The organism is Tardiphaga sp. 709 (assembly GCF_032401055.1).
GTDB lineage: Bacteria > Pseudomonadota > Alphaproteobacteria > Rhizobiales > Xanthobacteraceae > Tardiphaga.
Genome location: NZ_CP135529.1, coordinates 3,840,171 through 3,862,246, shown reverse-complemented (window position 1 = coordinate 3,862,246; position 22,076 = coordinate 3,840,171). Strand labels below are relative to the sequence as shown.

Sequence of the window (22,076 nt, the reverse complement as noted above, 5' to 3'; positions counted from 1 at the left end):
GGCGTATCCAAGGTGATGCCTGCGAAACGCGTTGTCTGTCCAGTGCCTGCTCCGCTATCACAGCAGCAAGCGCCGGTAGTGCGCAGATAGAGGGAGACCAGCCATGACGCTGTCGCGACGAACCATTCTCACAGGCGCAGCGATGCTGCCGCTGGCCCTCCATACGCTCCGTTTCGAGGCGGTTGCACAGACCAACCCTAGCGCAGCGGCCGGTTCCGACATTCCTCCGATTCTGTTCGTCCACGGCAATGGCGACCACGCGGCGCTCTGGATGACGCAGATCTGGCGCATGGAATCCAATGGCGTTCCGCGCAACCGTCTGATGGCGCTCAATTTCACCGATCCGCTGGCGCGTTCCGACGATGCTGTGGCGCAGCAAGGCCGCTCCTCCACGGAGGACCAGCGCCGCGAGCTCGGCGAGGCCATCGCGAAACTGAAAAAGCGCACGGGCGCGGTGAAAGTGGCGCTCGTCGCCAATTCCCGCGGCGGCAATGCGGTGCGCAATTACGTCAAGAATGGCGGCGGAGGCGATGTCAGCCACGCCGTGTTGTGCGGCACGCCCAATCACGGCGTATTCGACTGGGCCGACAATCCCGGCAGCGAATTCAACGGCCGCGGGCCGTTCCTCAAAGGGCTCAATGGCAGCGAAGGCCCGGAAGTGACCGAGGGTACTGCGTTCCTGACGCTGCGCAGCGATGGCATCGACAAATATGCGCAGCCCGATAGCCGGCTGCTCGGCAAGCCGGGCGTGGCCACCGGCGTCACCTCCGATGGTCCGGCACTGCGCGGCGCCACCAATCTCGTGATCGGCGCCATCGATCATCGCGAGACCGGCTTTCACCCCCGCGCCTTCCGCGAGATCTACAAATTCATCGCCGGCCGCGAACCCGCGCGGATCGATATCGCGCCGGAAAATGAGGTGAAAATCAGCGGTCTCGTCACCGGCACGCCTGGCGGCGCGCCGACCAATCGTCCGGTCGCGGATGCTCTGGTCGAGGTGTATCGCGTCGCACCTGACAGCGGCGAACGGATCGGGGCGGCGCTCTATGCGACCCGCACCTCCGCCGATGGCCGCTGGGGTCCGGTTCAGGTCGACCCGACCTGGCCTGTCGAGATCGTGCTGACATCGGCAGGCGCGCCGATCACGCATTCCTATCGCTCGCCATTCCTCCGCTCGTCCGACGTCGTTCATCTGCGCGCCGGTCGCGCCCTGGGTCCCGCCGACACCACTGCCGGCGCGGTGGTGTCGATGTCGCGCGTCCGCGGCTATTTCGGACTGCCGCGCGATGTCGTGCTGCTCGACGGCAAGGAGCCGACCGACGTGAAAGCCGGCGTGCCCACGGATTCGCTCTCGACCATCCGCCTTCCGGTCACAGATATCGGACGTCCGGTGGCGGCACTGTTCAATCAGGAGCGGATCGTGGTGCGTGCCTGGCCGGCTTCGGAAAACCGGATCACGGTGGCGGAGTTCACCGAGTAGATCACGCCAACTCTCGCGCGCCTCGGGGCTTGGCTTCCATAACGCTGCTTTTGCGCGCGCCTTCCGTCAGATCGCGTGAAGCATTGTTCGAAATAGCATAGAGCCCCGCCGGGTACGGGGCTCTGTCGTTATTCTGTTATCGCAGCAACAGCACCAGGATGATGAGGGGAAGCGGGATTCCGAGTAGCCACAGAAGAATGGGCATGGTTGTCTCCTTTGATTGGGTTAACGACGTTTTTTCCAGGTACCGTCACGAAGACCGCCACCTTCCGTCGCAGCAAGGCTGGCGGAGAAAGCACCGATCAGCAGCGAAGCCGTGAGCCAGAATGCGAGTTGCATCGCAGCCTTGCGTGCAGCATCCGCAGCGGACTTCGCATCATTGATGACTTCGGTGACACGCTTGTCCGCATCGGCCTCGCTCAAGCCGGTGCGGCTGGCGACGACCTTGTTGACGTAACTGCGATCAGCAGGCTTGACGTCCCCGCCGCGGAAACTGGCAGCCATCAGACGCGACAGTTCACCGCGCGCTTCCATGCTGTTGCCATCGGCCGATGGCGTCGTCGGGCGGAGCAGCGAGATCGATGTAGCCATCATTCGGACCCGCCTGGGCCGTTGCAGCGGTTGCACCTGCGGCAACACCTGACGTAGCCCCGCTCAACAGGGTCGTGGCAGGAGACGCCAGCAGAATTGCCCCCAAGACTGTTGCGAACGACCAGGCCAGGAATCCATGCGCAGTGTCGCGAAAGTAGACCTCGTCCGAATGCACACCGATCCAGCGCGACCGCAGGCGGCCGGCCAGATAGCCGCCGATCGATGATGAGATCATTGCGATCACGACCAGATAGATGCCGGTCGTGATCTTGAATGTCGTGGTGGAGGCGCCTGAGTTTGCCCAAGGCGATACGACCGACAGGCCAAGACCGGTGCCAAAGGCAATCAGAATCAGCGTAAGTGCGAGCGAAGTAACCGCGCCGGCGGCGACCGCAGCCCACGACACGCCCGAGGTTTGCGGTTCGTCGACGCCTGCGGCGGGTTGGACGACAACTGTATCGATCATTCTACATCCCCAAATCGTTCCGGTACGGAACGTTGCCTCCCCAATGTGCATGAGTGAGTATCGTTCCGAGGGATGCATCCGTTTGGGCCGCAAGTCGTCGCAGAGTTCGTCTCGGCTCGCCCCTTTCGGTGAGCACGGGGGCGAAGAAGCAGCTAGCCATTACCGCGCGACAGGCCGACGCCTTCATGGCGCCCGGATTAGCAACTGTTATAGTGAAGCCACACCCGGCACCGCATTTCAGGTTGCGAGGTCCATCGTGAGCATTGCCGAAGTCTATGACTTTTCAGCTCCACGGCAGCCCCTGGTGCCGCCGAGCCCGCCGCGTGCGCCCGAGAACATGGGAGCACTGGGGCGTATGTCGGCCATGCGCCGCAGCGCCATCGAGACCTGGGGCCAGCGTGCCTATGAAGATGACATCATCAAGGGCCGCTTCTTCGGCCATGCCAGTTTCATCCTCAATAACCCCGATGCGATCCGCCATGTGCTGGTAGACAATTACGAGAACTATACCCGCACGCCTGCGGCATTCCGCGTGCTGCGGCCGATGCTCGGCGAGGGCCTGCTGCTCGCCGAAGGCCGCACTTGGAAACACCAGCGCCGGACACTGGCGCCGGCCTTCACACCGCGCGCAGTGACGACTTTGGTGCCGCACATGATCTCGGCGGTCGATGACACGCTGGCCGACCTGCACCGTGCGGAGGGCAAGCCGGTCGATCTGCGCGCGATCATGCAGCGGATGACGCTGGAGATCGCAGGCCGCACCATGTTCTCGTTCGGCATGGCCGAACATGGCGCGAAGCTGCGCGACTTCGTGATGGAATACGGCATGAACCTAGCACGGCCGCATTTCCTCGACCTGCTGCTGCCGCTGGGCTGGCCAACGCCGCAGGATATCTCGCGCGCCTTCTTCCGCAGACGCTGGACGAGATTCGTCGGCGAGCTGATGACCGCACGTCGCGCCGCCGGCAAGAACGACGACGCGCCGCGCGATCTGTTCGATCTGATGGTGGCCGCGCGCGATCCGGAAACCGGCGCATCCTTCACCGACGTGCAACTCGGCGATCAGGTGGCGACGATGATCCTCGCCGGCCATGAGACGACGGCAACGGCGCTGTTCTGGGCGCTGTATATGCTGACGCTCGATCCGGCGACCCAGGAGCAGGTCGCGGCCGAAGCCCGCGCCGCCAGTGCGAACGGTACGTTCGATATCGAACATCTGAAATTCACCCGCGCCGTGATCGACGAAACCATGCGGCTCTATCCGCCGGCTTTTCTGATCGCGCGCGCCGCCGCGGGCCCTGATCGTCTGGCTGGCCAGTCCGTTGCCAGCAAGGACGTGATCCTGATCGCGCCCTGGCTGCTGCATCGGCACGAGAAATTGTGGCACGAGCCCAACGCCTTCATGCCGTCCCGCTTCATGCCCGGCGCGACGCCGCCGGACCGCTTCGCCTATCTGCCTTTTGGCGTCGGTGCCCGGGTCTGCATCGGCGCGCATTTCGCGCTTGTCGAGGCCACATTGGCGCTGGCGAAAATCATCGGCGCGTTCCGCATCGAGCTGCCGGATAAAGCGCCCGTCATGCCGATCGGCGTGGTGACGACACAACCGGATCGCTCGCCACAGTTCTGGATTGAGCGACGCTGACGTTATTTCAGCACGTCCTCTCCTCACGTCTTCCCCGCCCCCGCGCGCTCATGGCACGCGGGCGGAACGACAAGTTGAAGTGTTGCGGCAAAGCCCTGTCTTGGATGCAGCGCCTATTTGGCCTAAACTGATGCCATGAGTGATGTTCAGGCACTATTCGCGACATTGAACCAGGCGACCGATCCGGCCGTAGCCGATGCCATTGCACAACTGATCCGCGACGGCGCGGACCACGAACTCAATCGTATCAATGTGCTGGATTTTGCGGCACGCCGTGGCCTGAACGAAGAGCGCGTCATTTCCGGCTTCCTGCATGCCTCCCGCCTCGGCCTGTTCGACCTGACCTGGAATGTGTTGTGCCCGGGCTGCAGCGGCGTCCTCGACGCCCACAGCACGCTGAAATCGCTACGCCATGACGACTACCATTGCGGGCTCTGCGCCTGCGGCTATGAAGCGTCGGTTGACGAGCAGGTCGAGGTGGCGTTCACGGTCGCACCGCGCGTCAGGCACATCGCTGCACACGACCCCAATACGCTGCCGCTCTGGGAATATTTCAAGCAGGTGTTCTGGAGTTCAGGCGTCGATCTCAATCAGGAATCGTTTGCGTCACTCACCGATGAAGTGACACTGGACGCAATGGAATTGCCGGCACATGAAAAAGCGGTGATGTCGCTGCACTTGCCGTCGGAATTCGTCATCGTGTTCGAGCCGGTAACCCATGCCGCGCAGTTCATTGACGTGCAGGGCGAGCCGACCAAGGAACGACAGCATCTGTCGCTGATCTACAACCGGCAGCATACGCCGACCGGCACCATCACAATGCAACCCGGACCGCTGCGATTGTCCCTCGAAAACCAGACCGAGGTGCGCGTGCTGCCATCGGTATTTGTCGCGGCCGAGGGTCTCCATCACCTGATCGGCAAGCGCAAGCCGTTCCTCACAGCCAAGCGGATACTCACCAACCAGACCTTTCGCGACGTCTACAAGGCCGACAACCTCAATATCGATCAGCGACTGAAGATTACCTCGCTGACTTTCCTGTTCACCGACCTCAAGGGCTCGACTGCCTTGTACGAGCGCGTCGGCGATCTCGCAGCCTTCGATCTGGTGCGTGCGCATTTCCACGCACTGCTGGAGATCATTGCGTCGGAAGCCGGTGCCGTCGTGAAGACCATCGGTGATGCCGTCATGGCGACCTTTACGCGGCCCGAACAGGCGCTGGCCGCAGGTTTGCGCATGCGCGCCGCGATGGAGCGGCTGAATGAAGAGCGCGGCACCAAAGACCTCGTGGTCAAAATCGGTATCCATGAGGGACCCTGCCTCGCTGTGATGCTGAACGAGCGGCAGGATTACTTTGGCCAGACCGTCAATATCGCTGCCAGGGTGCAGGGCCTGTCAACCTCGCAAGCGATTCACGTTACCAGCCCGGTGATATCGGCGCAGGCCGTGGAAGCCATTCTGCGGAAGGCTGAGATCACGCCGATCCAGAAACATGCGGCCTTGCGCGGTATCGCCGACAAAATGGTGGTCTATGAAATCCCGTGACATGAGCCCCCGTAAACTGCCAATCGTCTCAATCGTTACTTAACTGTCATCAGCGCTTCGGGAACCCGGCCGCATTGCGCGCGTTCCATTTTCGCGCGACAAAGCACGAGCGCTTTCGCCGCATGGCAGCCCGCTCGATCATCTGGTTCAAGGAATAATGCTGGAAAAACTGCGCCAATTCATTGCCGACGTGGTGTCTCCCGATGCGCACGAAAATCAGGCATTCGACGATACCGGCTTCCGTCTTGCCGCCACGGCGCTGATGCTTCACGTCATCTCGCTGGACGGTGAGCCCTCAGCTATCGAGAGAGCCAAGTTGCACAGCCTGATCGAGTCGCGTTTCGAGCTCGATCCCGGCACGGCTGACAGGCTCATCTCGGCTGCCACCCTCGTCGAAGGCGAAGCCGTCGATCTCTATCACTTTACGAGCGTCATCATGCGCGTGGTCGACGAGCCCGGCCGTGTCCGTCTCGTCGAGATGATGTGGCAGCTGGTCTATGCTGACGGTCGCGTCAGTGAGTTCGAGGAAAATGTGGTCTGGCGCGCAGCCGACCTGCTCGCAGTTTCATCACGTGACCGGATGGAGCTCAAACGACGCGTGGCGGGCGGTACGGCCACAACGGATACCACTGTCTGAACAGGCGCAGCCTGGCAAATGACAGCACCACGACGCATAACCAAAGTTTAATGCGCGGTCCCCGATAATTCATGCCACTGCTACACGCTCGGGAACTGGAGGTCCTGCGGTACTCCGGTGGTCATTCCGACTTGCACATCACGGGTATCCCTATTACGCCTGTAGATGCATGCAAATCGTCCTCACGTATTTTAAGAGTACCTTATTGTGACTGAGCGCGTGACGTTAATAACCGGAGCCTCGGCCGGAATTGGCGCCGAGTTCGCGCGCATCTTCGCTGCGAACAAGCATCGCGTCGCTCTGGTTGCACGCCGTGCCGAGCGCCTGAATGCGCTGGCCGCTGAAATCACTGCTGCCGGCGGCGCTGCGCCCATCATCATTCCCTGCGATCTCGAACAACGCGACGCCTGCGCCCAGATCGCGGCTGCCCTCGCTGCTGCCGATGTCGAAGTGGAGTACGTCGTGAACAATGCCGGCTTCGGCATGTTCGGTCGCGCCATCGACATGGACCGCGACCGGCAACTCGGCATGCTTGAGGTCAATGTGCGCGCACTGACGGATCTGTCGCTGCGCTTTTCCGAGAGCCTGATCCGCAACAAGGGCGGCATTCTCAATCTCAGCTCGATCGCGGGTTTTTTGCCGGGTCCCGGAATGGCCGTGTACTACGCCAGCAAGGCCTATGTGCTGTCCTTCACCGAAGCACTGCGTCAGGAGCTCGGCTCAAAGGGCGTGCGCGTCACCGCATTGTGCCCCGGGCCGGTGCCTTCGGAATTCCAGGCGCGCGCCGGATTCACGCCGGGCCTCGACTCAGCCATCCTCAATGTCTCGGCCGCCGATGTCGCCCTGCTGGGCTATCAGGGCCTGATGGCCAACAAACGCACGGTTTTCCCCGGCCTCGGCATCAAGATCGTGCCGCTACTGCTGCGGCTTTTTCCGCGCGGCTTCATCGCTGGGGCGGTGGCAAGGTTGCAGTTGAGACGGGTGTGAATCCGGTCCGCCTACGCCCTGCGCCTCGGCGAGACATCATTCGTTTGCTTCGCTTTTTATGGTCGGGAGGGTGGCTTGCCGAGCCAGAGCTTGCGAAGCAAGCGAAGGATGGTGGAGCCAGGCGGGATCGAACCGCCGACCTCGTCATTGCGAACGACGCGCTCTCCCAGCTGAGCTATGGCCCCGATACGAACCGGGTCGCCCATGCGATCCGGTCAGCAATCGGCGCCATTTACAATCCCCGTTAACGGCAAGTCAAGAACGTCGCAAAAGCGCGGTTTTCCGGCACTTTTCGCCCGGAACTTCCCTTGTTTGAGGGGGGCTGAACCGATATTTAGCGGACAGTCGAATCCGCGACCTAACCCGCGAGCCATCCCCGCCATGCGCGCCGTTCTCGATATCGTGCTGATCATTCTCGATCTCTATGTCTGGCTGCTGATCGCCTCGGCGATTCTGTCCTGGCTGATCGCCTTCAACGTCGTCAACACCCGCAACCAGTTCGTCTCCGCGATCGCCGAATTCCTGTTCCGGATCACCGAGCCCGTGCTGGCGCCAATCCGCAGAATGCTGCCGAGCCTCGGCGGCCTCGATATCTCGCCGATCATCCTGATCCTGATCATCATGTTCCTGCAGCGGGTGATCACCTACTACATCTATCCCAGCGTCTTCTGATCGGCCGGGTTCGTGGCAGATCCCTCGCGCTACGCGACTGACGGTGTCAGCATCGCCGTTCGCGTGACGCCGCGGGGTGGCCGAGACGATATCGACGGGATCGAGACCATGGCCAATGGCCGTTCGGTAGTGAAGGTGCGGGTTCGCGCCATCGCCGAGGGCGGCGAAGCCAACCGCGCCATGACCGAACTGTTTGCCAAGCGGCTCGGCGTGCCGAAGCGCGATGTGCGCGTGCTGTCCGGCACCACGTCGCGCGTGAAGCAGATCGCGGTCGACGGCGACCCGACGAAACTAGGCGCGATGCTGCGCAGGATCACTGCAGCAACGCCCGACGACACAGACGACAGGACCGACACATGACCGCCAGCATCATCGATGGAAAGATCATTGCCGCCGAATTGCGCGACCGCGTCGCCGCCGAAGTCGCGCGCGTCAAAGCCGAACATGGCGTGACGCCTGGCCTCGCCGTAGTGCTGGTCGGCAGCGATCCCGCCAGCGAGGTCTACGTGCGCAGCAAGCACAAGCAGACCCAGGAAGCCGGCATGGCCTCCTTCGAACACAAGCTGCCGGCTGATGTCGCGCAGGCCGATCTGATCGCGCTGGTGCAGAAGCTGAACGCCGATCCGGCCGTACACGGTATCCTCGTGCAGCTGCCGCTGCCGAAGGGGCTCGACACCGACACCGTCGTCAACGCCATCGATCCCGCCAAGGACGTCGACGGCCTGCACCCGACCAATGCCGGACGTCTCGCCAGTGGCATGCCCGCTTTGTCGCCCTGCACGCCACTCGGCTGTATCATCCTGACCAAGAGCGTGCACAAATCACTCGAAGGCATGAATGCCATCGTGATCGGCCGTTCCAATCTGGTCGGCCGTCCCTTGGTGCAACTGCTGCTCAATGAAAACGCCACGGTGACCATCGCGCATTCGAAGTCGCGCGATCTCGCCAAGCTCTGCGCGCAGGCGGATCTGGTCTATGCGGCAGTGGGCCGCCCTGAAATGGTGCGCGGTGACTGGATCAAGCCCGGCGCGACCGTGATCGATGTCGGCATCAATCGGCTGCCCGGCGCCGAAGGCAAGACCCGCCTCGTCGGCGACGTCGCCTATCAGGAAGCGCTGAAGACCGCCGGCGCCATCACGCCAGTCCCAGGCGGCGTCGGCCAGATGACCGTGGCGTGCCTGCTGGTCAACACGCTGCGGGCCGCCTGTGCGATCCACAGGCTGGCTGCCCCGGCGGTTTAATTCGCCGTATTCTCGATCAGCCGTCGATAGAACCGGATCATGTCCGCGTAATTCGCCACGCTAAGACGCTCATTGGTGCCGTGAAAGCGCTTGAGGTCTTCGGACGTCGCGCGCACCGGCGAGAAGCGGAAGATGTTGTCGGTCACATCCGTGTAGTGCCGCGAGTCCGTTGCCGCCACCATCAGGCCCGGTGCCACCAGCGCATCCGGGAAGATCTCGCGAATGGTCTGGTTGAGCGCGCGATAGGACGGACTCGCCGTGCCGGTCACCGGGGGCGGATCGGTATTGCCGGGGAACGGCGCGATGGAAATCCTGTCGTTGCTGACGGCGCTGCGCACATGTTCGGTGACGCTGGCCTGGGTATCGCCGGGCAATAGCCGAAAATTTACCGTGGCCTCGGCATTGCCCGGCAGCACATTGTCCTGCTCGCCGGCCTTGAAGATCGTCAGCGCCGTGGTCGTGCGCACCGTCGCCTCGGTCGGGCCGCTCTTCTCGAATTCGCGCAGCAGCAGGGGCTTGAACAGCCAGAGATTGGACAGCACCACGCGGTTGAAGCCGCTCATTTCCGGCGCGATGGTGTCGAACATCTCGCCGACGGTGCCGCGGACCTGCATCGGCAGGCGCTTGTTCTCAAGCTGCGCCAGTGCTGCGCTCATCATGCCGATGGCCGTTTCGCGGGGCGGCATCGACGAATGACCGGGCGTGCCATGCGCGGTCAGCACCAGCGTCGCATAGCCCTTCTCGGCCACGCCGATCAACGCCATCGGTCTGTCGAGGCCCTTGAGAATCCCCTCGGTGATCAGCAGGCCTTCGTCGAGCACGAAGTCGAGTTTCGCGCCGCGTGATTTCAGCAGCGCCGCGATCGCCCGCGCGCCGCGCTTGCCGGACACTTCCTCGTCATGACCGAAAGCGAAATAGATCGTGCGTTTCGGCTTGAAACCTGCCTTCGCCATGGCTTCGGCGGCTTCGAGGATTGAGTACAGATTGCCCTTGTCGTCCCATGACCCGCGCCCCCAGATGAAGCCATCGGCGACGACGCCCTTGAACGGCGGCTGCTGCCAGTCCTTTTCGGTGCCCGGGGCAACAGGCACGACATCCTGATGCGCCAGCAGCGCGATCGGCTTCAAGGCAGGATCGCTGCCTTCCCATGTGTAGAGCAGGCTGTAATCGCCGACCACTTCGCGCTTCGCCGCCGCATGGAAAGCCGGAAAGCTCGCCACCAGATGCGCCTGCATCGCACGAAGCGGTTCGGCAGCCTGATCGGGATTGAGAAAATTGGAGATGGTCGGAAAGCGGATCGCCTCTGCAAGGCGCTCTGCGGCCGCCTGCTCATCGACGGGCGCTTTCGCCGCTGCGGTCACTTGCAGCTGCCGCGATCCCCCGCTGAACGTCTTGACGAGTACGACGCCCGCAAGAAGCAGAACGGCCGCGATGACGATCAGCGCGGCCGTTCGGAGCAGTTTGATCCATCGGCGCATCGGAAGTCCCCTTCTGCTACGCCGGTCTCTGTTACTTGGTCTTGGCGGCCTTGGCGCGCTCGACGCCTTCCATGATCAGGCGCTGCGCGTCGGCGGCATCGCCCCAGCGCACCACCTTGACCCACTTGCCGGGCTCGAGATCCTTGTAGTGCTCGAAGAAGTGCTGAATCTGCTGCAGCGTGATCTCCGGCAGATCGCTGTAGTTCTTCACCTTGTCGTAGCGCTGGGTCAGCTTCGAGGTCGGCACCGCGATGATCTTCTCATCGAGGCCGCCTTCGTCTTCCATCAAGAGCACGCCGACTGGACGCACGCTCATCACCGCGCCCGGCACGATGGCGCGGGTGTTGGCGATCAGCACATCGCAGGGATCGCCGTCGCCAGACAAAGTGTGGGGAATGAAGCCGTAATTCCCCGGGTAGCGCATCGGGGTGTAGAGGAAGCGATCGACGAACAGGGCGCCGGATTCCTTGTCCATCTCGTATTTGATGGGCTCGCCGCCCACCTGGACCTCGATCACGACGTTCACTTCATGCGGCGCCTTGGCGCCGAGCGGGATTGCGTCAAGACGCATCAAACACTCCAGATTTCATAGGACAGGTTGCGACAGGCGTAGCCGAGCGGGAGCCCGGATTCAACGCCTGCGAGACCAGAAAATCATGAACCGGCTTAATGGCTTAATTCGTCCAGGCGAATGCCACTTTATCGAGCGATTTTGCGCCGAAACGCTCCGAGGAACGGGCCACCATGCGGCCACCCAGAGCGCGGTAGAACTCCGTCGCGCCCTCATTGTCCGACAGCGCCCAGATGACCATGCTCTTCAGCCCGCTCTGCACGAGGTCGCGCTTGGCGGAGGCGAACAGCCGGCGGCCGAAGCCGAGGCCCTGGAATTCCGGACGCAGGTAAAGTTCGTAGATCTCGCCTTCGAACTGCAGGCTGCGGGCGCGGTTACGACCGTAATTGGCGTAGCCGGCGACCTTGTCGCCGAAGCACAAAACGCTGACGCGGCTGCCCTTGCGGATCGCCGAATCCCACCAGCCGGGACCGCGGCGATTGATCAGCTTTTCCAATTCGGGGCCCGGGATGAGACCTTGATAGGCCGCGCGCCAGGCTTCGTCATGGGTGGACGCCACCGCGGCTGCATCCGCAGCTTTGGCCGGCCGAACCTCGATCAGGGTTGTGCTCATGAGGGGATCAAAGCAAGTCGGCGGGCGCTCTTCAAGGTCCATCGTTAATTATCGGTTAACGTGTGGATTTTCAGCATCAGTTTACCGAAAGAGTTGTATCGAAAAAGGACAGAGCTGCATCCAATGCGCGCCGAACGCCATGTTTTCCACTGCTGGCACGTATCGCGCGAGTCGTGTCGCAGTTGCACACGCGTATCGATGTGCACAACTGCATCGATGTGATTCGCGGCGTGTAGAGTTCGACAGGCATGGCGTCCGCACGAAAGTCCCTGAGCGCATATGAAATACGTCCAAGCGCTTTGCCTGCTGGCTGCATTGCACGGAAGCGCTGCTATCGCCGCGGCCCAGACATCAGGCGCGCAGGGCCCGGAAGAAGCGCCGCATCGCCGGCAGGTCTGGTCGGTAGCGTCGCCCGATCCAAATACCAGTTCCCGCGCCGTGCTGTTTCGCCCGCCCGGCAATGGCCCGTTCCCGCTCGCTGTTATCGCGCATGCCTCCACACAGAACGCGCTGCGCCGCGCGCAGATGCCGCAACCGGAATATCGCGCACTCGCCTCCTGGTTTGTCAGGCGAGGCTACGCCGTGCTGGTCGCTGAACGTCCCGGCCATGGCGTCACCGACGGACGCTACCTGGAAGACCAAGGCGGCTGCGACAATGCCGACTATCTCGGCGCCGGCCGCGCCACGGCGGATAGTATCGCCGCAGCGATGACTGATATTCGCAGACAACCCTTCATTCGCAGCGACGGCACGATCGTCATCGGCCATTCCGCGGGCGGCTGGGGCGCGCTCGCCATGGCCGGCGCCAATCCGCAAGGCGTCAGAGCGGTCATTGCCTTTGCCCCCGGACGGGGCGGCCATGCCAATGACCGGCCGAACGACGTTTGCGCGCCGCAGCGCCTGATCGCCGCGGTCGCAACCTTCGGCAAGACGGCGCATGTGCCTGTGATCTGGCTCATCGCGCACAACGACAGCTATTTCTCGCCGGACTTGTCACGCCAACTGGCGGATGCATTCCGCAAGGGCGGCGATAGAGTCGATTTCCATGAATTGCCGGATTTTCGAAGCGAAGGCCACTGGCTTGCGGAGAGCGACGGCGGTGACGACATCTATGGTGCCGCACTGGACAAGGCACTCAAGGCAGTTTTGACCAGTCCGGCGACAACGCGATGACGCGCAAGCTTGCGCAACCGGGATGGACAGTGCAGTGACCGAGCCTTGGCCCGATGACAATGTCATCCTTTATGACGGTGTCTGTATCTTCTGCTCGCGCTGGATCCAGTTCGTCGCCAAACGCGACACCGATCGTCGCTTTCGCTTCACCCCGATCCAGTCCGACTATGGCAGCCGCCTCGCCCGCCATTTCGGCATCGATGCCGCCGACCCCGACACCAATGCAGTGATTCATGGCGGCGTGGCTTATGTCAGATCCGATGCGGCGCTGACGGTGTTGTCGACGCTGCCCGGCTGGCAGTGGGTGCGCGTGCTGTTCGTGGTGCCGAAGGCGCTGCGCAATCCGGTCTACAGCCTGATCGCAACGAACCGCTATCGCATCTTCGGAAGGACCGAGGCGTGTATCGTGCCGGACGCGGGGATGAGGGCGAGGGTGATTGAGTAGCGCGGCCAATTACGCTTTCGCGCGCTTACCTGCACTCACCACCTCCTTGGCCGCCCTCTCCCCGCTCTCCCTTGCCCCGTGCGCTGTCGAGAAGAAATTCGGCGACGTCGCTTCGCCGGCAAAGAACAGCCTGCCATCCACCGGCGCCGCGAGGACCGCGCGAGCATCGGCATGGCCGGGCTTCGCCGCCGAATAGGCGCCCTGCGCGAAGCGATCATGGCCCCAGCGGGATTCCGCGAGCGGCGTGAGCTTGCTGCGGATGTCTGAGCCGAGCAGTGCCACGATCTCGTCGATGCTTTGCGCGGCGAGCGCGCCCTCACCGGCGTCTTCCAGCTCGCGCGCGAAACTCCCCCCGAAGAAGCCGGCGATGCAGGGGCGACCGGACGGGCGCAGGTGAAAACTGCCGACGCCGGTGCGCAGGGCGGCGCCGCGCAACCCGATATCCGACGGCCACTTCTCCGCGTCGGAGAGCGCCAGCATTACCTTGTTGTCGGCGCCGAGCGGCAGGCCTGCGGCGGCCTCGACCTTGCCGGGCAACGGCGGCGTGAAGCGGATATTCTCGTTGGCGATGAGATTGGCCGGCACGCAGACGATGACTTTCGCCGCGCTGAGCGTGCCGCGCGATGTTTCGATGCGGGTGCGCGCGCCGGAATGATCGATAACAGTGACTTCGGTGTTCAGCGCCACCGGACACGGCGCGCCATAGGCCGCAATCAGCGCGCCATAGCCATCGGGCAGGCGCCAGTTGATGTCAGTGTCCTCATAGGCATCCATGTCGTGCAGCGACACATCCTTGAGCTCGAAGCCGTTGATATAGGTCGAGATCGCATCGATCATCGGATTCCATGGATTGCCGGGCTCGAGGCACGTCGCGGCCGGCGCATCGATCTCGTTTTCCGCGGCCTCCTCGGCGCGCTCATAGAACGCGTCGATCGCGGCGAAGAACTCATCGCGCTTCGCCTTTGAGAAGGCGGCGTCATAGGCCTGATCGCGCCACGGCGGACGCGACTTGTCGACGGCGAAGCCGAGCTCTTTCGCGATGCCGACGAAGTCATTCTTGTCGGCGGAGTGTAGCCACTCACAGCCCAGATCGAACGGAATGCCGGGGGCCGCCATGATCGTATGGGCACGGCCGCCGATCCGGTCGCGCGCTTCCAGCACAATCACCGAGAGCCCGGAACCTTCCAGCATACGAGCGGCGCCGAGGCCGGCAGCGCCGGCTCCGATGATGGCGACATCTACTTCGGAAGGCAGTCTGGTCATCGCGTCGGTATTCACAGCGAATGGGAAACGGGTGACAACGGGATAAAGGCTTGCTTGAATTATTCAAGCCACCGCTGCCCTCGGAGAAGATGCATGACAGCCCCACACGATTTCGAACTCTACGGCTTCTGGCGGACGTCCGCGACCTATCGCGTCCGCGTGGCGCTCAACCTGAAGGGATTGGAAGCGCACGAGCGCGTGATCGACCTCGACAAGGGCGAGCAGCGCGGCGACGAGTTCCTCAAGATCAATCCGCTCGGTGCGATTCCGGCCCTGATCGAGCCCGGCCACCTGCCGCTGACGCAATCACTGGCGATCCTGGAATTCCTCGACGAGATCCATCCGACCCCGCCGCTGCTGCCGAGCGATCCACACGGCCGCGCACGGGTGCGTTCGATCGCCGCGATGCTGGCCGCCGACACCCATCCGCTCATTACGCCGCGTGTGCGCAAATATCTCGCCATTACCGCCGGCTTTGACGATGCCGCAGTTCGCGCTTGGCTGGTGCACTGGTTCACCACGGGCCTCGCCGCCGTGGAAAAGCGCCTCGCCAGCGAGCCCGTCACCGGCCGCTTCTGTCATGGCGACGAGGTGACCATCGCCGATATCTGCCTGCTCAGCATCACCGCAACCATGAAGGTGCTGAAGATCGAAATTGCGGGCATCCCGACCATCGACCGCATCGTCGCCGCCTGCGAGGCGATGGAGGCGTTTGCGAAGGCCGATCCGTTGAAGCAGGTCGGGGCGCCGAAGGTCTAACCATAGAGCTTGTCATTCCGGGGCGGGCGCTCAGCGCAGCTGAGGGCACGAGCCCGGAATCCCGAAGTGTTCAACCATGTCGGGATTCCGGGTTCGCCCGCGCAAAGATGCGCGTGCGCCCCGGAATGACAGTGCCAAACAAAAAATGCCCGGCTCTCGCCGGGCATTTCGTAACTCGCCAAAGAAAGCTCGTCGCTTACGCGATCACTTCCTTGGTCTTTTCGGCGCGCTTGCGGTCGTTGGCATCGAGATGCTTCTTGCGCAGGCGGATCGACTTCGGGGTGATCTCGACCAGCTCGTCGCTCTCGATATAGGCGAGCGCCTTTTCGAGGGTCATGCGGATCGGCGGCGTCAAACGCACCGCTTCGTCCTTCGACGTGGTGCGGATGTTGGAGAGCTGCTTGCCCTTGAGAACGTTGAGTTCGAGATCGTTCTCGCGGGTGTGCTCGCCGATGATCATGCCCTTATAGACCTTCCAGCCCGGCTCGATCATCATCGGGCCGCGATCTTCCAGCTTGAACATGGCATAGGCAACCGCTTCGCCCTGGTCGTTGGAGATCAACACGCCGTTGCGGCGGCCGGCGATCTCGCCCTTATAGGGCAGGTAGTCGTGGAACAGGCGGTTCATGATCGCGGTACCCTTGGTATCGGTCATGAGTTCGCCCTGATAGCCGATCAGGCCGCGGGTCGGCGCGTAGAAAACCAGACGCAGGCGGTTGCCGCCCGACGGACGCATCTCGATCATCTCGGCCTTGCGTTCGCTCATCTTCTGAACGACGACGCCGGAGAATTCCTCATCGACGTCGATGACGACTTCTTCGACCGGCTCCAGCGTGTTGCCGTTCTCGTCCTTGGTGAGAACCACGCGCGGACGCGACACCGAAAGCTCAAAGCCTTCGCGGCGCATGTTCTCGATCAGGATCGCGAGCTGCAATTCGCCGCGGCCCGACACTTCCATCGCGTCGCGATCGGCAGATTCGACGACCTTGAGCGCGACATTACCTTCGGCTTCGCGCAGCAGGCGGTCGCGGATCAGACGGCTGGTGACCTTGTCGCCTTCGGTGCCGGCGAGCGGCGAATTGTTGACGATGAAGGACATCGACACGGTCGGCGGATCGATCGGCTGCGCCTGGATCGGAATTTCAACCGACGGATCGCAGAAGGTGTCGGCGACAGTGCCCTTGGGCAGGCCGGCGATGGCGACGATGTCACCGGCTTCGGCGAGCTCAACCGGCTGACGCTCAAGACCACGGAACGCCAGGATCTTGGTGATACGGCCGGTTTCAACAACCTTGCCGTCGCGCGACAGCACCTTCACGCTCTGGTTCGGCTTGACCGAGCCCGCCGAGATACGGCCGGTGATGATCCGGCCGAGATAGGGGTTGGCTTCGAGGATGGTGCCGAGCATGCGGAACGCACCTTCTTCCACCACCGGCGGCGCGACATGCTTGATGACGAGATCGAACAGCGGCTTCATGCCGACGTCATGCGACGCGTCCGGGCTGTCGGCCATCCAGCCGTTGCGGCCCGATCCGTACAGAATCGGGAAGTCGAGCTGGTCGTCGGTGGCGTCAAGCGCTGCAAACAGGTCGAACACTTCGTTGACGACTTCGGTGATGCGGGCGTCCTGACGGTCGACCTTGTTGATGGCGACGATCGGCTTGAGGCCGAGCTTCAACGCCTTTCCGACCACGAACTTGGTCTGCGGCATCGGGCCTTCAGCAGCGTCGACAAGCACGATCACGCCATCGACCATCGACAGGATGCGTTCAACTTCGCCGCCGAAGTCGGCATGGCCCGGGGTGTCGACGATGTTGATCTGGACCTCATCCCACAGCACCGAGGTGCACTTGGCGAGAATGGTGATGCCGCGCTCTTTTTCGATGTCGTTCGAATCCATCGCGCGTTCCTGGACGCGCTGATTGTCGCGGTAGGTGCCCGACTGTTGCAGCAGCTTGTCGACGAGAGTCGTTTTGCCGTGGTCAACGTGGGCGATGATAGCAATGTTGCGAAGGTTCATAGGTCTTCTTCTGGTTACGGTCTGGGTGCCCTTGAGCGGGTTCAACAAGACATGCTCGACAAAAGGCCTCAGCCTTGCGCTCGAGCGCGTTCGATAACTGCCTCGTCTGAAAACGCGCTGGGGCAATCCCTCCAAAAGCAAACCCGGCCAGAAGGGGCCGGGTACTCGGACGCGTTGCGGCGCAATATAGGGGAAAATCGCCGAAAAACAATGCGAATCTGCCAAATGGTTAGCCCAATTTCGGGTCCAGAACCGTGGCCCAAAGGGCCATATCGGCCCGATCTCGCAAGGTAACGGTCATTTGGCCGCTTTGGCCGTCGATTTTGACGTGGCCGAAGAACTGCATGCCTGCCGACGGGGGCAAATTCTGCTTATCGGGCCCCGGCGCCTTCACGAAACGGACCTCAGGACCGAAGGTATCGTCGAGCGCCGCCGGCCCAAAAGTTCCGGCGTGAAACGGGCCCGAAACGAACTCCCAGAACGGCTCGAAATCCTGAAACTGCGCCTTGTCGGGATTGTAATAATGCGCCGCCGTGTAATGCACGTCGGCGGTCAGCCAGACCGTGTTGCGGATACCGGCCGATTTGATGAAGCGCAGGATATCGGCAATTTCCAGCTCGCGGCCCCGCACCGGTCCGTCGCCCTGCGCGATGGCCTCAGAGCCGGTTTTGTCGGCAGCGTTGTCATAGACGACGAGGCCGATCGGCATGTCGGCGGCGATGACCTTCCAGGTCGCCTTCGATGCGATCAAGGCGCGCTTCAGCCAGGCCATCTGCTCCGGGCCGATGAAATATGCGTCGGGACCATAGCTCGCCTGCAGGTTCGGGCCGTTGGGCCCGCGATAGCTGCGCTCGTCCAGCATAAAGACATCGAGATGCGGGCCGTAATTGAGCGTGCGATAGACGCGGCCGGGTTCGGCCGGATTGATCGAGATCGGATACATCTCGTGAAAGGCACGCGCGCCGCGCGCAGCCAGCAGCGTGATGTCGCGCTCCTTGTAGGACGCCGGCAACTGCTTCGAGAGCGACCAGTTGTTGGTGACCTCGTGATCGTCCCACTGGCCGAAGATCGGCACTTGCGCATTGAATGCGCGGACATTGTCGTCGAGCAGATTGTATTTGTGCGCGGCGCGGAATTCATCGAGCGTTTCGGCGACCTTCGCCTTCTCCGGCACGGTTATGGTGTTTTTCCAGATCGTGCCATCCGGCAATTTCACTTCGGGCAGGATCGGACCGTCAGCATAAATCGTATCGCCGGAATGGATCAGGAAATCCGGGTTGTGCTTGCGCATGGTGGCGAAGGTGACCATGCCGCCATCCTCGGCATTGATGCCCCAGCCCTGCCCGGCGACATCGCCGCCCCAGACAAAGGATACATCGCGGCGATCGGCCGGCGCGGTGCGAAAGCGGCCGATCACAGGTTCGCTGACGATTTCGGGATGCGACAGATCGCGGAATTTGACGCGGTAGAAGATGTCCTGTCCCGCGGGCAGATTATCGAGCAACAGCTTCGCCGTGAAATCGCTCTCGGGCAGCGCCGTGATAACCGGCAACATGCGCACATTGCTGAAGGATTCGGTCGTGGCGACTTCCACCATCATCTGCGCCGGGCGATCGGCGCGCGACCAGATCATGCCGCTGCTCGTCCCGACATCGCCGGACTGCACGCCATGCGACACGACCGGACGATCCTGCGCGCGGCTGAGGTAAGGCATCGCCAGGAAGCTTGCGCCTGTTACGGCTGAGTGCGCGAGGAAGCGGCGACGGGATAAACGTAGTGCCATGGCGAACTCCTGATCCTGGCTCTGGCACCAGTGGCTCTAGGCAGATCGCTTGACGCTGCGATGACAGGTGATGCGCAATATCAACACCCGCCAAAGCAAGCTGCGAATGACTGGCAGCTTGATTGACACATTTGGAAATTTCACCTTAACGTGAATGCGACGGTTCCCCTTCGGGGATCAAAAGGGAATGCGGTGAGGGGGATCCCCCGATTCCGCGGCTGCCCCCGCAACTGTAAGCGGCGAGCCTGCGCCAAGAGCCACTGGGTATTCACCTGGGAAGGCGGCGACAGGCACTGACCCGCGAGCCAGGAGACCTGCCGCCAGTCGTGGTCACACGCGAGCACATTGGGCGGGGTGTCCTGGTGGAAGTCACACTGCCTGTTTGAAAGCGGCGGGGCGACTTGGTTTGCGGTGACGTGCCACGTAACCGCGAGTCCTGTTCATGACCTCCGTTTCTCCAGTCGCATTGAAGCGACATACGCCCTTTCTTTATTCTATTGCTCTCTCCTGCTTGTTGTGTCCGAGTGAAAGCTGGGCACAAGCTGCACAGCCCAGCCAGACGCTCGATCCTGTTGTAGTTCAGCCGTCAGCGACGCCTCAGCGGGCACGCCGCGCCACGAACGGCACTGCATCGCGCGCTGCGCGCTCGCGGCAGCAGCGCAATGTCGCCGCCAATACCGGCGCGCCGGTTGCCACGCCGACAGGCCCTGTCTTCGCAGCGCCGACGCTCAACCTCACCGGCACGACATCCACGGGCAGCCGCCTCGGCCTCACGCGCCTGCAGACGCCGGCCAGCGTCGAAGTGATCTCCGCCGAGACTATGGCCGAACGCGGCCAGCAGAACGTGGTCGATGCCGTCACGCAGAATGCTACCGGCTTTACGGCCATCGGCGAACCCGGCAATGGCGGCATCGCTTTCAGCACCCGCGGCTTCGCCGGAAGTGGCTCCGTCACTTCGCTTTATGACGGCACGCGCCTCTATGTCGGCTCCGGCACGGTGAACTTCCCCTTCGACACCTGGACCGCCGAGAAGATCGAAGTACTGCGCGGCCCGGCCTCCGTCATGTATGGCGAAGGCGCTATCGGCGGCGCCATCAACGTGATTTCGAAATTGCCGCTCTGGGTGCCACGCAACCAGGCTGAAATCTCGCTCGACAGCAACATGACGCGCCGCATCGCCCTCGATAGCGGCGGTCCGGTCAGCAAGGACGTTGCCTATCGCATCGCCGTCACCGGCAACGCGTCCGATGGCTGGGTCGATCGCGACAACACCTCGAACATCGCGCTGCACGCCGCGGTGCAGATCAAGCAGACCGAGGACATCACCTGGACGCTCTCCACCGACTATGGCGACCGCCATCCGTCAAAATATTTCGGCACGCCGCTGATCAATGGCCAGCTCAATGAGGCGATCCGCTTCAAGAACTACAATGTCAGCGACAGCAACATTCGCTATCAGGACAGCTGGAGCCAGGTAAAGACCGAGTGGCAGGTCAGTGACGGCATCACCCTGCGCAACACGCTCTATTACATGTATGCGAAGCGCCACTGGAAGGAGGTCGAGATCTACGGCTTCAACTCCGGCACCGGCCTGATCGATCGCAGCGACTATTTCGAAATCTTCCACCAGCAGCAGCAGATCGGCGACCGCATGGACGCCACCTTCCAGGGCCATCTGTTCGGCATGGTCAACACCTTCGTGGCAGGCTTCGACGTCAACCGCATCGACTTCAAGCACACTAACAATTCGCCCTATGGCGGTACGTCGTCGGTCAATCCATATAATTTCGATCCCGGCCTGTTCAGTAGCCCCGATCCGACGATTCCCGGCTTCAAGAGCGTCGCCAATCAGTACGCGTTCTTCGCGGAAAACCGACTGGCCGTCACCGAACAATTGTCGCTGATCGCGGGCGTCCGCCAGGACCAACCGACCGTCGAACGAACCGACTACCGCAATCCCGCCAACAGCTACACACGGGACTATTCGGCGACATCCTGGCGTGTCGGTGCGGTCTATACCCCCATCCAGAATCTCGCGTTCTACGGCCAGTATTCCACGGCGGCGGATACGGTCGGCGGACTGATCTCGGCGAGCAACGCCAATGCGAAGTTTGAGCTGGCGACCGGCAAGCAGGCCGAGATCGGCGTCAAGCAATCGTTCTGGGGCGGCCGCGGCGAGTGGACGCTGGCCGCCTATCAGATCGAGAAAAACAATCTGCTGGCGCGCGACCCGAACAATCTCGACTTGGTGGTGCAAGTCGGCCGGCAGTCGTCGCGCGGTGTCGAGGCGTCGATCGGCCTCGTGCTCGATCACGGCTGGCGCATCGATGCCAATACCGCTTTCCTGCGCGCGAAGTATGACGACTTCCTGCAGCCCAGTGGCGTGAACTTTGCGGGCAATGTTCCCGTCAGCGTGCCACAGAACGTCTCCAACATCTGGGCAACATGGGGTTTTGCGCCGAACTGGTCGGCTAATGCCGGTGTGCAGATCGTCGGCAAGACATTCGCCGACAGTGCCAATACGCTGGAAATGCCGAGCTACACACTGGTCAATGCGGGCCTGCAGTGGAAGCCGGACGTCAACACCACGGTGTCACTGCGCGTCTACAACCTGTTCGACAAGATCTATGCGACGTCGAGCTACAGCGACAATCAGTGGATCCTCGGTATGCCGCGCACCGCCCAGCTCGCCGTCAACGTGAAGTTCTGA

At 62.4% G+C, this 22,076-nt stretch carries 20 protein-coding genes, 1 tRNA gene and 1 riboswitch; of the genes, 12 read left to right on the top strand and 9 right to left on the bottom strand.

Going from position 1 to position 22,076, the window contains the following annotated elements; genetic code table 11:
- Nucleotides 1-103: 103 nt before the first annotated feature.
- Complete coding sequence (locus tag RSO67_RS18895) at nucleotides 104-1,480, top strand: hydrolase (RefSeq protein ID WP_315840091.1); 1,377 nt, start codon at nucleotides 104-106, stop codon at nucleotides 1,478-1,480.
- A gap of 225 nt (nucleotides 1,481-1,705) precedes the next feature.
- Here the strand turns inward: RSO67_RS18895 and RSO67_RS18890 are convergent, their stop codons facing one another.
- Complete coding sequence (locus tag RSO67_RS18890; RefSeq protein ID WP_315840090.1) at nucleotides 1,706-2,014, bottom strand: hypothetical protein; 309 nt, start codon at nucleotides 2,012-2,014, stop codon at nucleotides 1,706-1,708.
- Nucleotides 1,998-2,537 (bottom strand): hypothetical protein, encoded by a 540-nt coding sequence (locus RSO67_RS18885; RefSeq protein ID WP_315840089.1) that lies wholly within the window; start codon nucleotides 2,535-2,537, stop codon nucleotides 1,998-2,000. The genes RSO67_RS18890 and RSO67_RS18885 overlap by 17 nt, the downstream gene beginning before the upstream one ends.
- A 256-nt stretch (nucleotides 2,538-2,793) precedes the next feature.
- On the opposite strand from RSO67_RS18885, the gene RSO67_RS18880 reads away from it, so the two are divergent.
- The 4 genes from RSO67_RS18880 (at nucleotide 2,794) to RSO67_RS18865 (ending at nucleotide 7,348) form a co-directional block, all read left to right on the top strand.
- On the top strand, nucleotides 2,794-4,179 hold the full coding sequence (locus tag RSO67_RS18880; protein WP_315840088.1) for a cytochrome P450: 1,386 nt from the start codon (nucleotides 2,794-2,796) through the stop codon (nucleotides 4,177-4,179).
- Between the two features lie 135 nt (nucleotides 4,180-4,314).
- A complete protein-coding gene (locus RSO67_RS18875) occupies nucleotides 4,315-5,724 on the top strand; it encodes an adenylate/guanylate cyclase domain-containing protein (protein WP_315840087.1) in 1,410 nt (469 codons plus the stop codon).
- Nucleotides 5,725-5,881: 157 nt separating this feature from the next.
- Complete coding sequence (locus RSO67_RS18870) at nucleotides 5,882-6,361, top strand: TerB family tellurite resistance protein (RefSeq protein WP_093757953.1); 480 nt, start codon at nucleotides 5,882-5,884, stop codon at nucleotides 6,359-6,361.
- 207 nt (nucleotides 6,362-6,568) lie between these two features.
- Nucleotides 6,569-7,348 (top strand): SDR family NAD(P)-dependent oxidoreductase, encoded by a 780-nt coding sequence (locus RSO67_RS18865; protein WP_089266539.1) that lies wholly within the window; start codon nucleotides 6,569-6,571, stop codon nucleotides 7,346-7,348.
- A 109-nt stretch (nucleotides 7,349-7,457) separates the two neighbouring features.
- Here RSO67_RS18865 and RSO67_RS18860 read toward each other — a convergent pair.
- Nucleotides 7,458-7,533: transfer RNA gene (locus RSO67_RS18860), tRNA-Ala, on the bottom strand.
- A gap of 196 nt (nucleotides 7,534-7,729) precedes the next feature.
- Here RSO67_RS18860 and RSO67_RS18855 point away from each other — a divergent pair.
- From RSO67_RS18855 to folD, 3 genes are read left to right on the top strand one after another with little or no spacing between them, the layout of a single operon-like run.
- Nucleotides 7,730-8,020, top strand: coding sequence for a YggT family protein (locus RSO67_RS18855; RefSeq protein WP_068737841.1), 291 nt, complete (start codon nucleotides 7,730-7,732; stop codon nucleotides 8,018-8,020).
- Nucleotides 8,021-8,032: 12 nt separating this feature from the next.
- Nucleotides 8,033-8,380, top strand: a complete 348-nt coding sequence (locus RSO67_RS18850) for a DUF167 domain-containing protein (RefSeq protein ID WP_315840086.1) — start codon at nucleotides 8,033-8,035, stop codon at nucleotides 8,378-8,380.
- Nucleotides 8,377-9,261 carry a bifunctional methylenetetrahydrofolate dehydrogenase/methenyltetrahydrofolate cyclohydrolase FolD gene (gene folD, locus RSO67_RS18845; RefSeq protein WP_315840085.1) on the top strand — a complete coding sequence of 295 codons (885 nt, stop codon included), beginning with the start codon at nucleotides 8,377-8,379 and terminating at the stop codon, nucleotides 9,259-9,261. Before RSO67_RS18850 ends, folD begins: the two co-directional genes overlap by 4 nt.
- Here folD and RSO67_RS18840 read toward each other — a convergent pair.
- The 3 genes from RSO67_RS18840 to RSO67_RS18830 form a co-directional block, all read right to left on the bottom strand.
- Nucleotides 9,258-10,739, bottom strand: coding sequence for a M20 family peptidase (locus RSO67_RS18840; protein ID WP_315840084.1), 1,482 nt, complete (start codon nucleotides 10,737-10,739; stop codon nucleotides 9,258-9,260). The genes folD and RSO67_RS18840 overlap by 4 nt on opposite strands.
- A gap of 31 nt (nucleotides 10,740-10,770) precedes the next feature.
- A complete protein-coding gene (ppa, locus tag RSO67_RS18835; RefSeq protein WP_315840083.1) occupies nucleotides 10,771-11,310 on the bottom strand; it encodes an inorganic diphosphatase in 540 nt (179 codons plus the stop codon).
- 103 nt (nucleotides 11,311-11,413) lie between these two features.
- Nucleotides 11,414-11,923 (bottom strand): GNAT family N-acetyltransferase, encoded by a 510-nt coding sequence (locus RSO67_RS18830; RefSeq protein WP_068737851.1) that lies wholly within the window; start codon nucleotides 11,921-11,923, stop codon nucleotides 11,414-11,416.
- 279 nt (nucleotides 11,924-12,202) lie between these two features.
- Here RSO67_RS18830 and RSO67_RS18825 point away from each other — a divergent pair, with 279 nt between their 5' ends.
- Nucleotides 12,203-13,096 (top strand): alpha/beta hydrolase family protein, encoded by an 894-nt coding sequence (locus RSO67_RS18825; RefSeq protein ID WP_315840082.1) that lies wholly within the window; start codon nucleotides 12,203-12,205, stop codon nucleotides 13,094-13,096.
- 34 nt (nucleotides 13,097-13,130) lie between these two features.
- On the top strand, nucleotides 13,131-13,541 hold the full coding sequence (locus RSO67_RS18820) for a thiol-disulfide oxidoreductase DCC family protein (protein WP_315840081.1): 411 nt from the start codon (nucleotides 13,131-13,133) through the stop codon (nucleotides 13,539-13,541).
- A gap of 9 nt (nucleotides 13,542-13,550) precedes the next feature.
- Here RSO67_RS18820 and RSO67_RS18815 read toward each other — a convergent pair whose 3' ends face one another.
- Nucleotides 13,551-14,804 carry an NAD(P)/FAD-dependent oxidoreductase gene (locus tag RSO67_RS18815; protein WP_315840080.1) on the bottom strand — a complete coding sequence of 418 codons (1,254 nt, stop codon included), beginning with the start codon at nucleotides 14,802-14,804 and terminating at the stop codon, nucleotides 13,551-13,553.
- Between the two features lie 93 nt (nucleotides 14,805-14,897).
- Between RSO67_RS18815 and maiA the strand changes: the two genes are divergently transcribed.
- Nucleotides 14,898-15,563 carry a maleylacetoacetate isomerase gene (gene maiA / locus RSO67_RS18810; RefSeq protein ID WP_315840079.1) on the top strand — a complete coding sequence of 222 codons (666 nt, stop codon included), beginning with the start codon at nucleotides 14,898-14,900 and terminating at the stop codon, nucleotides 15,561-15,563.
- Between the two features lie 196 nt (nucleotides 15,564-15,759).
- Here the strand turns inward: maiA and typA are convergent, their stop codons facing one another.
- Together typA and RSO67_RS18800 are read right to left on the bottom strand one after the other, a co-directional pair.
- Entirely contained in the window at nucleotides 15,760-17,583 is a 1,824-nt protein-coding gene (gene typA, locus RSO67_RS18805; protein ID WP_315840078.1) for a translational GTPase TypA, read from the bottom strand.
- Nucleotides 17,584-17,812: 229 nt separating this feature from the next.
- Nucleotides 17,813-19,366, bottom strand: coding sequence for an alkaline phosphatase D family protein (locus RSO67_RS18800; protein WP_315840077.1), 1,554 nt, complete (start codon nucleotides 19,364-19,366; stop codon nucleotides 17,813-17,815).
- A 143-nt stretch (nucleotides 19,367-19,509) separates the two neighbouring features.
- A riboswitch (cobalamin riboswitch) is annotated at nucleotides 19,510-19,703 on the top strand.
- A 105-nt stretch (nucleotides 19,704-19,808) separates the two neighbouring features.
- Here RSO67_RS18800 and RSO67_RS18795 point away from each other — a divergent pair.
- On the top strand, nucleotides 19,809-22,076 hold the full coding sequence (locus tag RSO67_RS18795) for a TonB-dependent siderophore receptor (protein WP_315840076.1): 2,268 nt from the start codon (nucleotides 19,809-19,811) through the stop codon (nucleotides 22,074-22,076).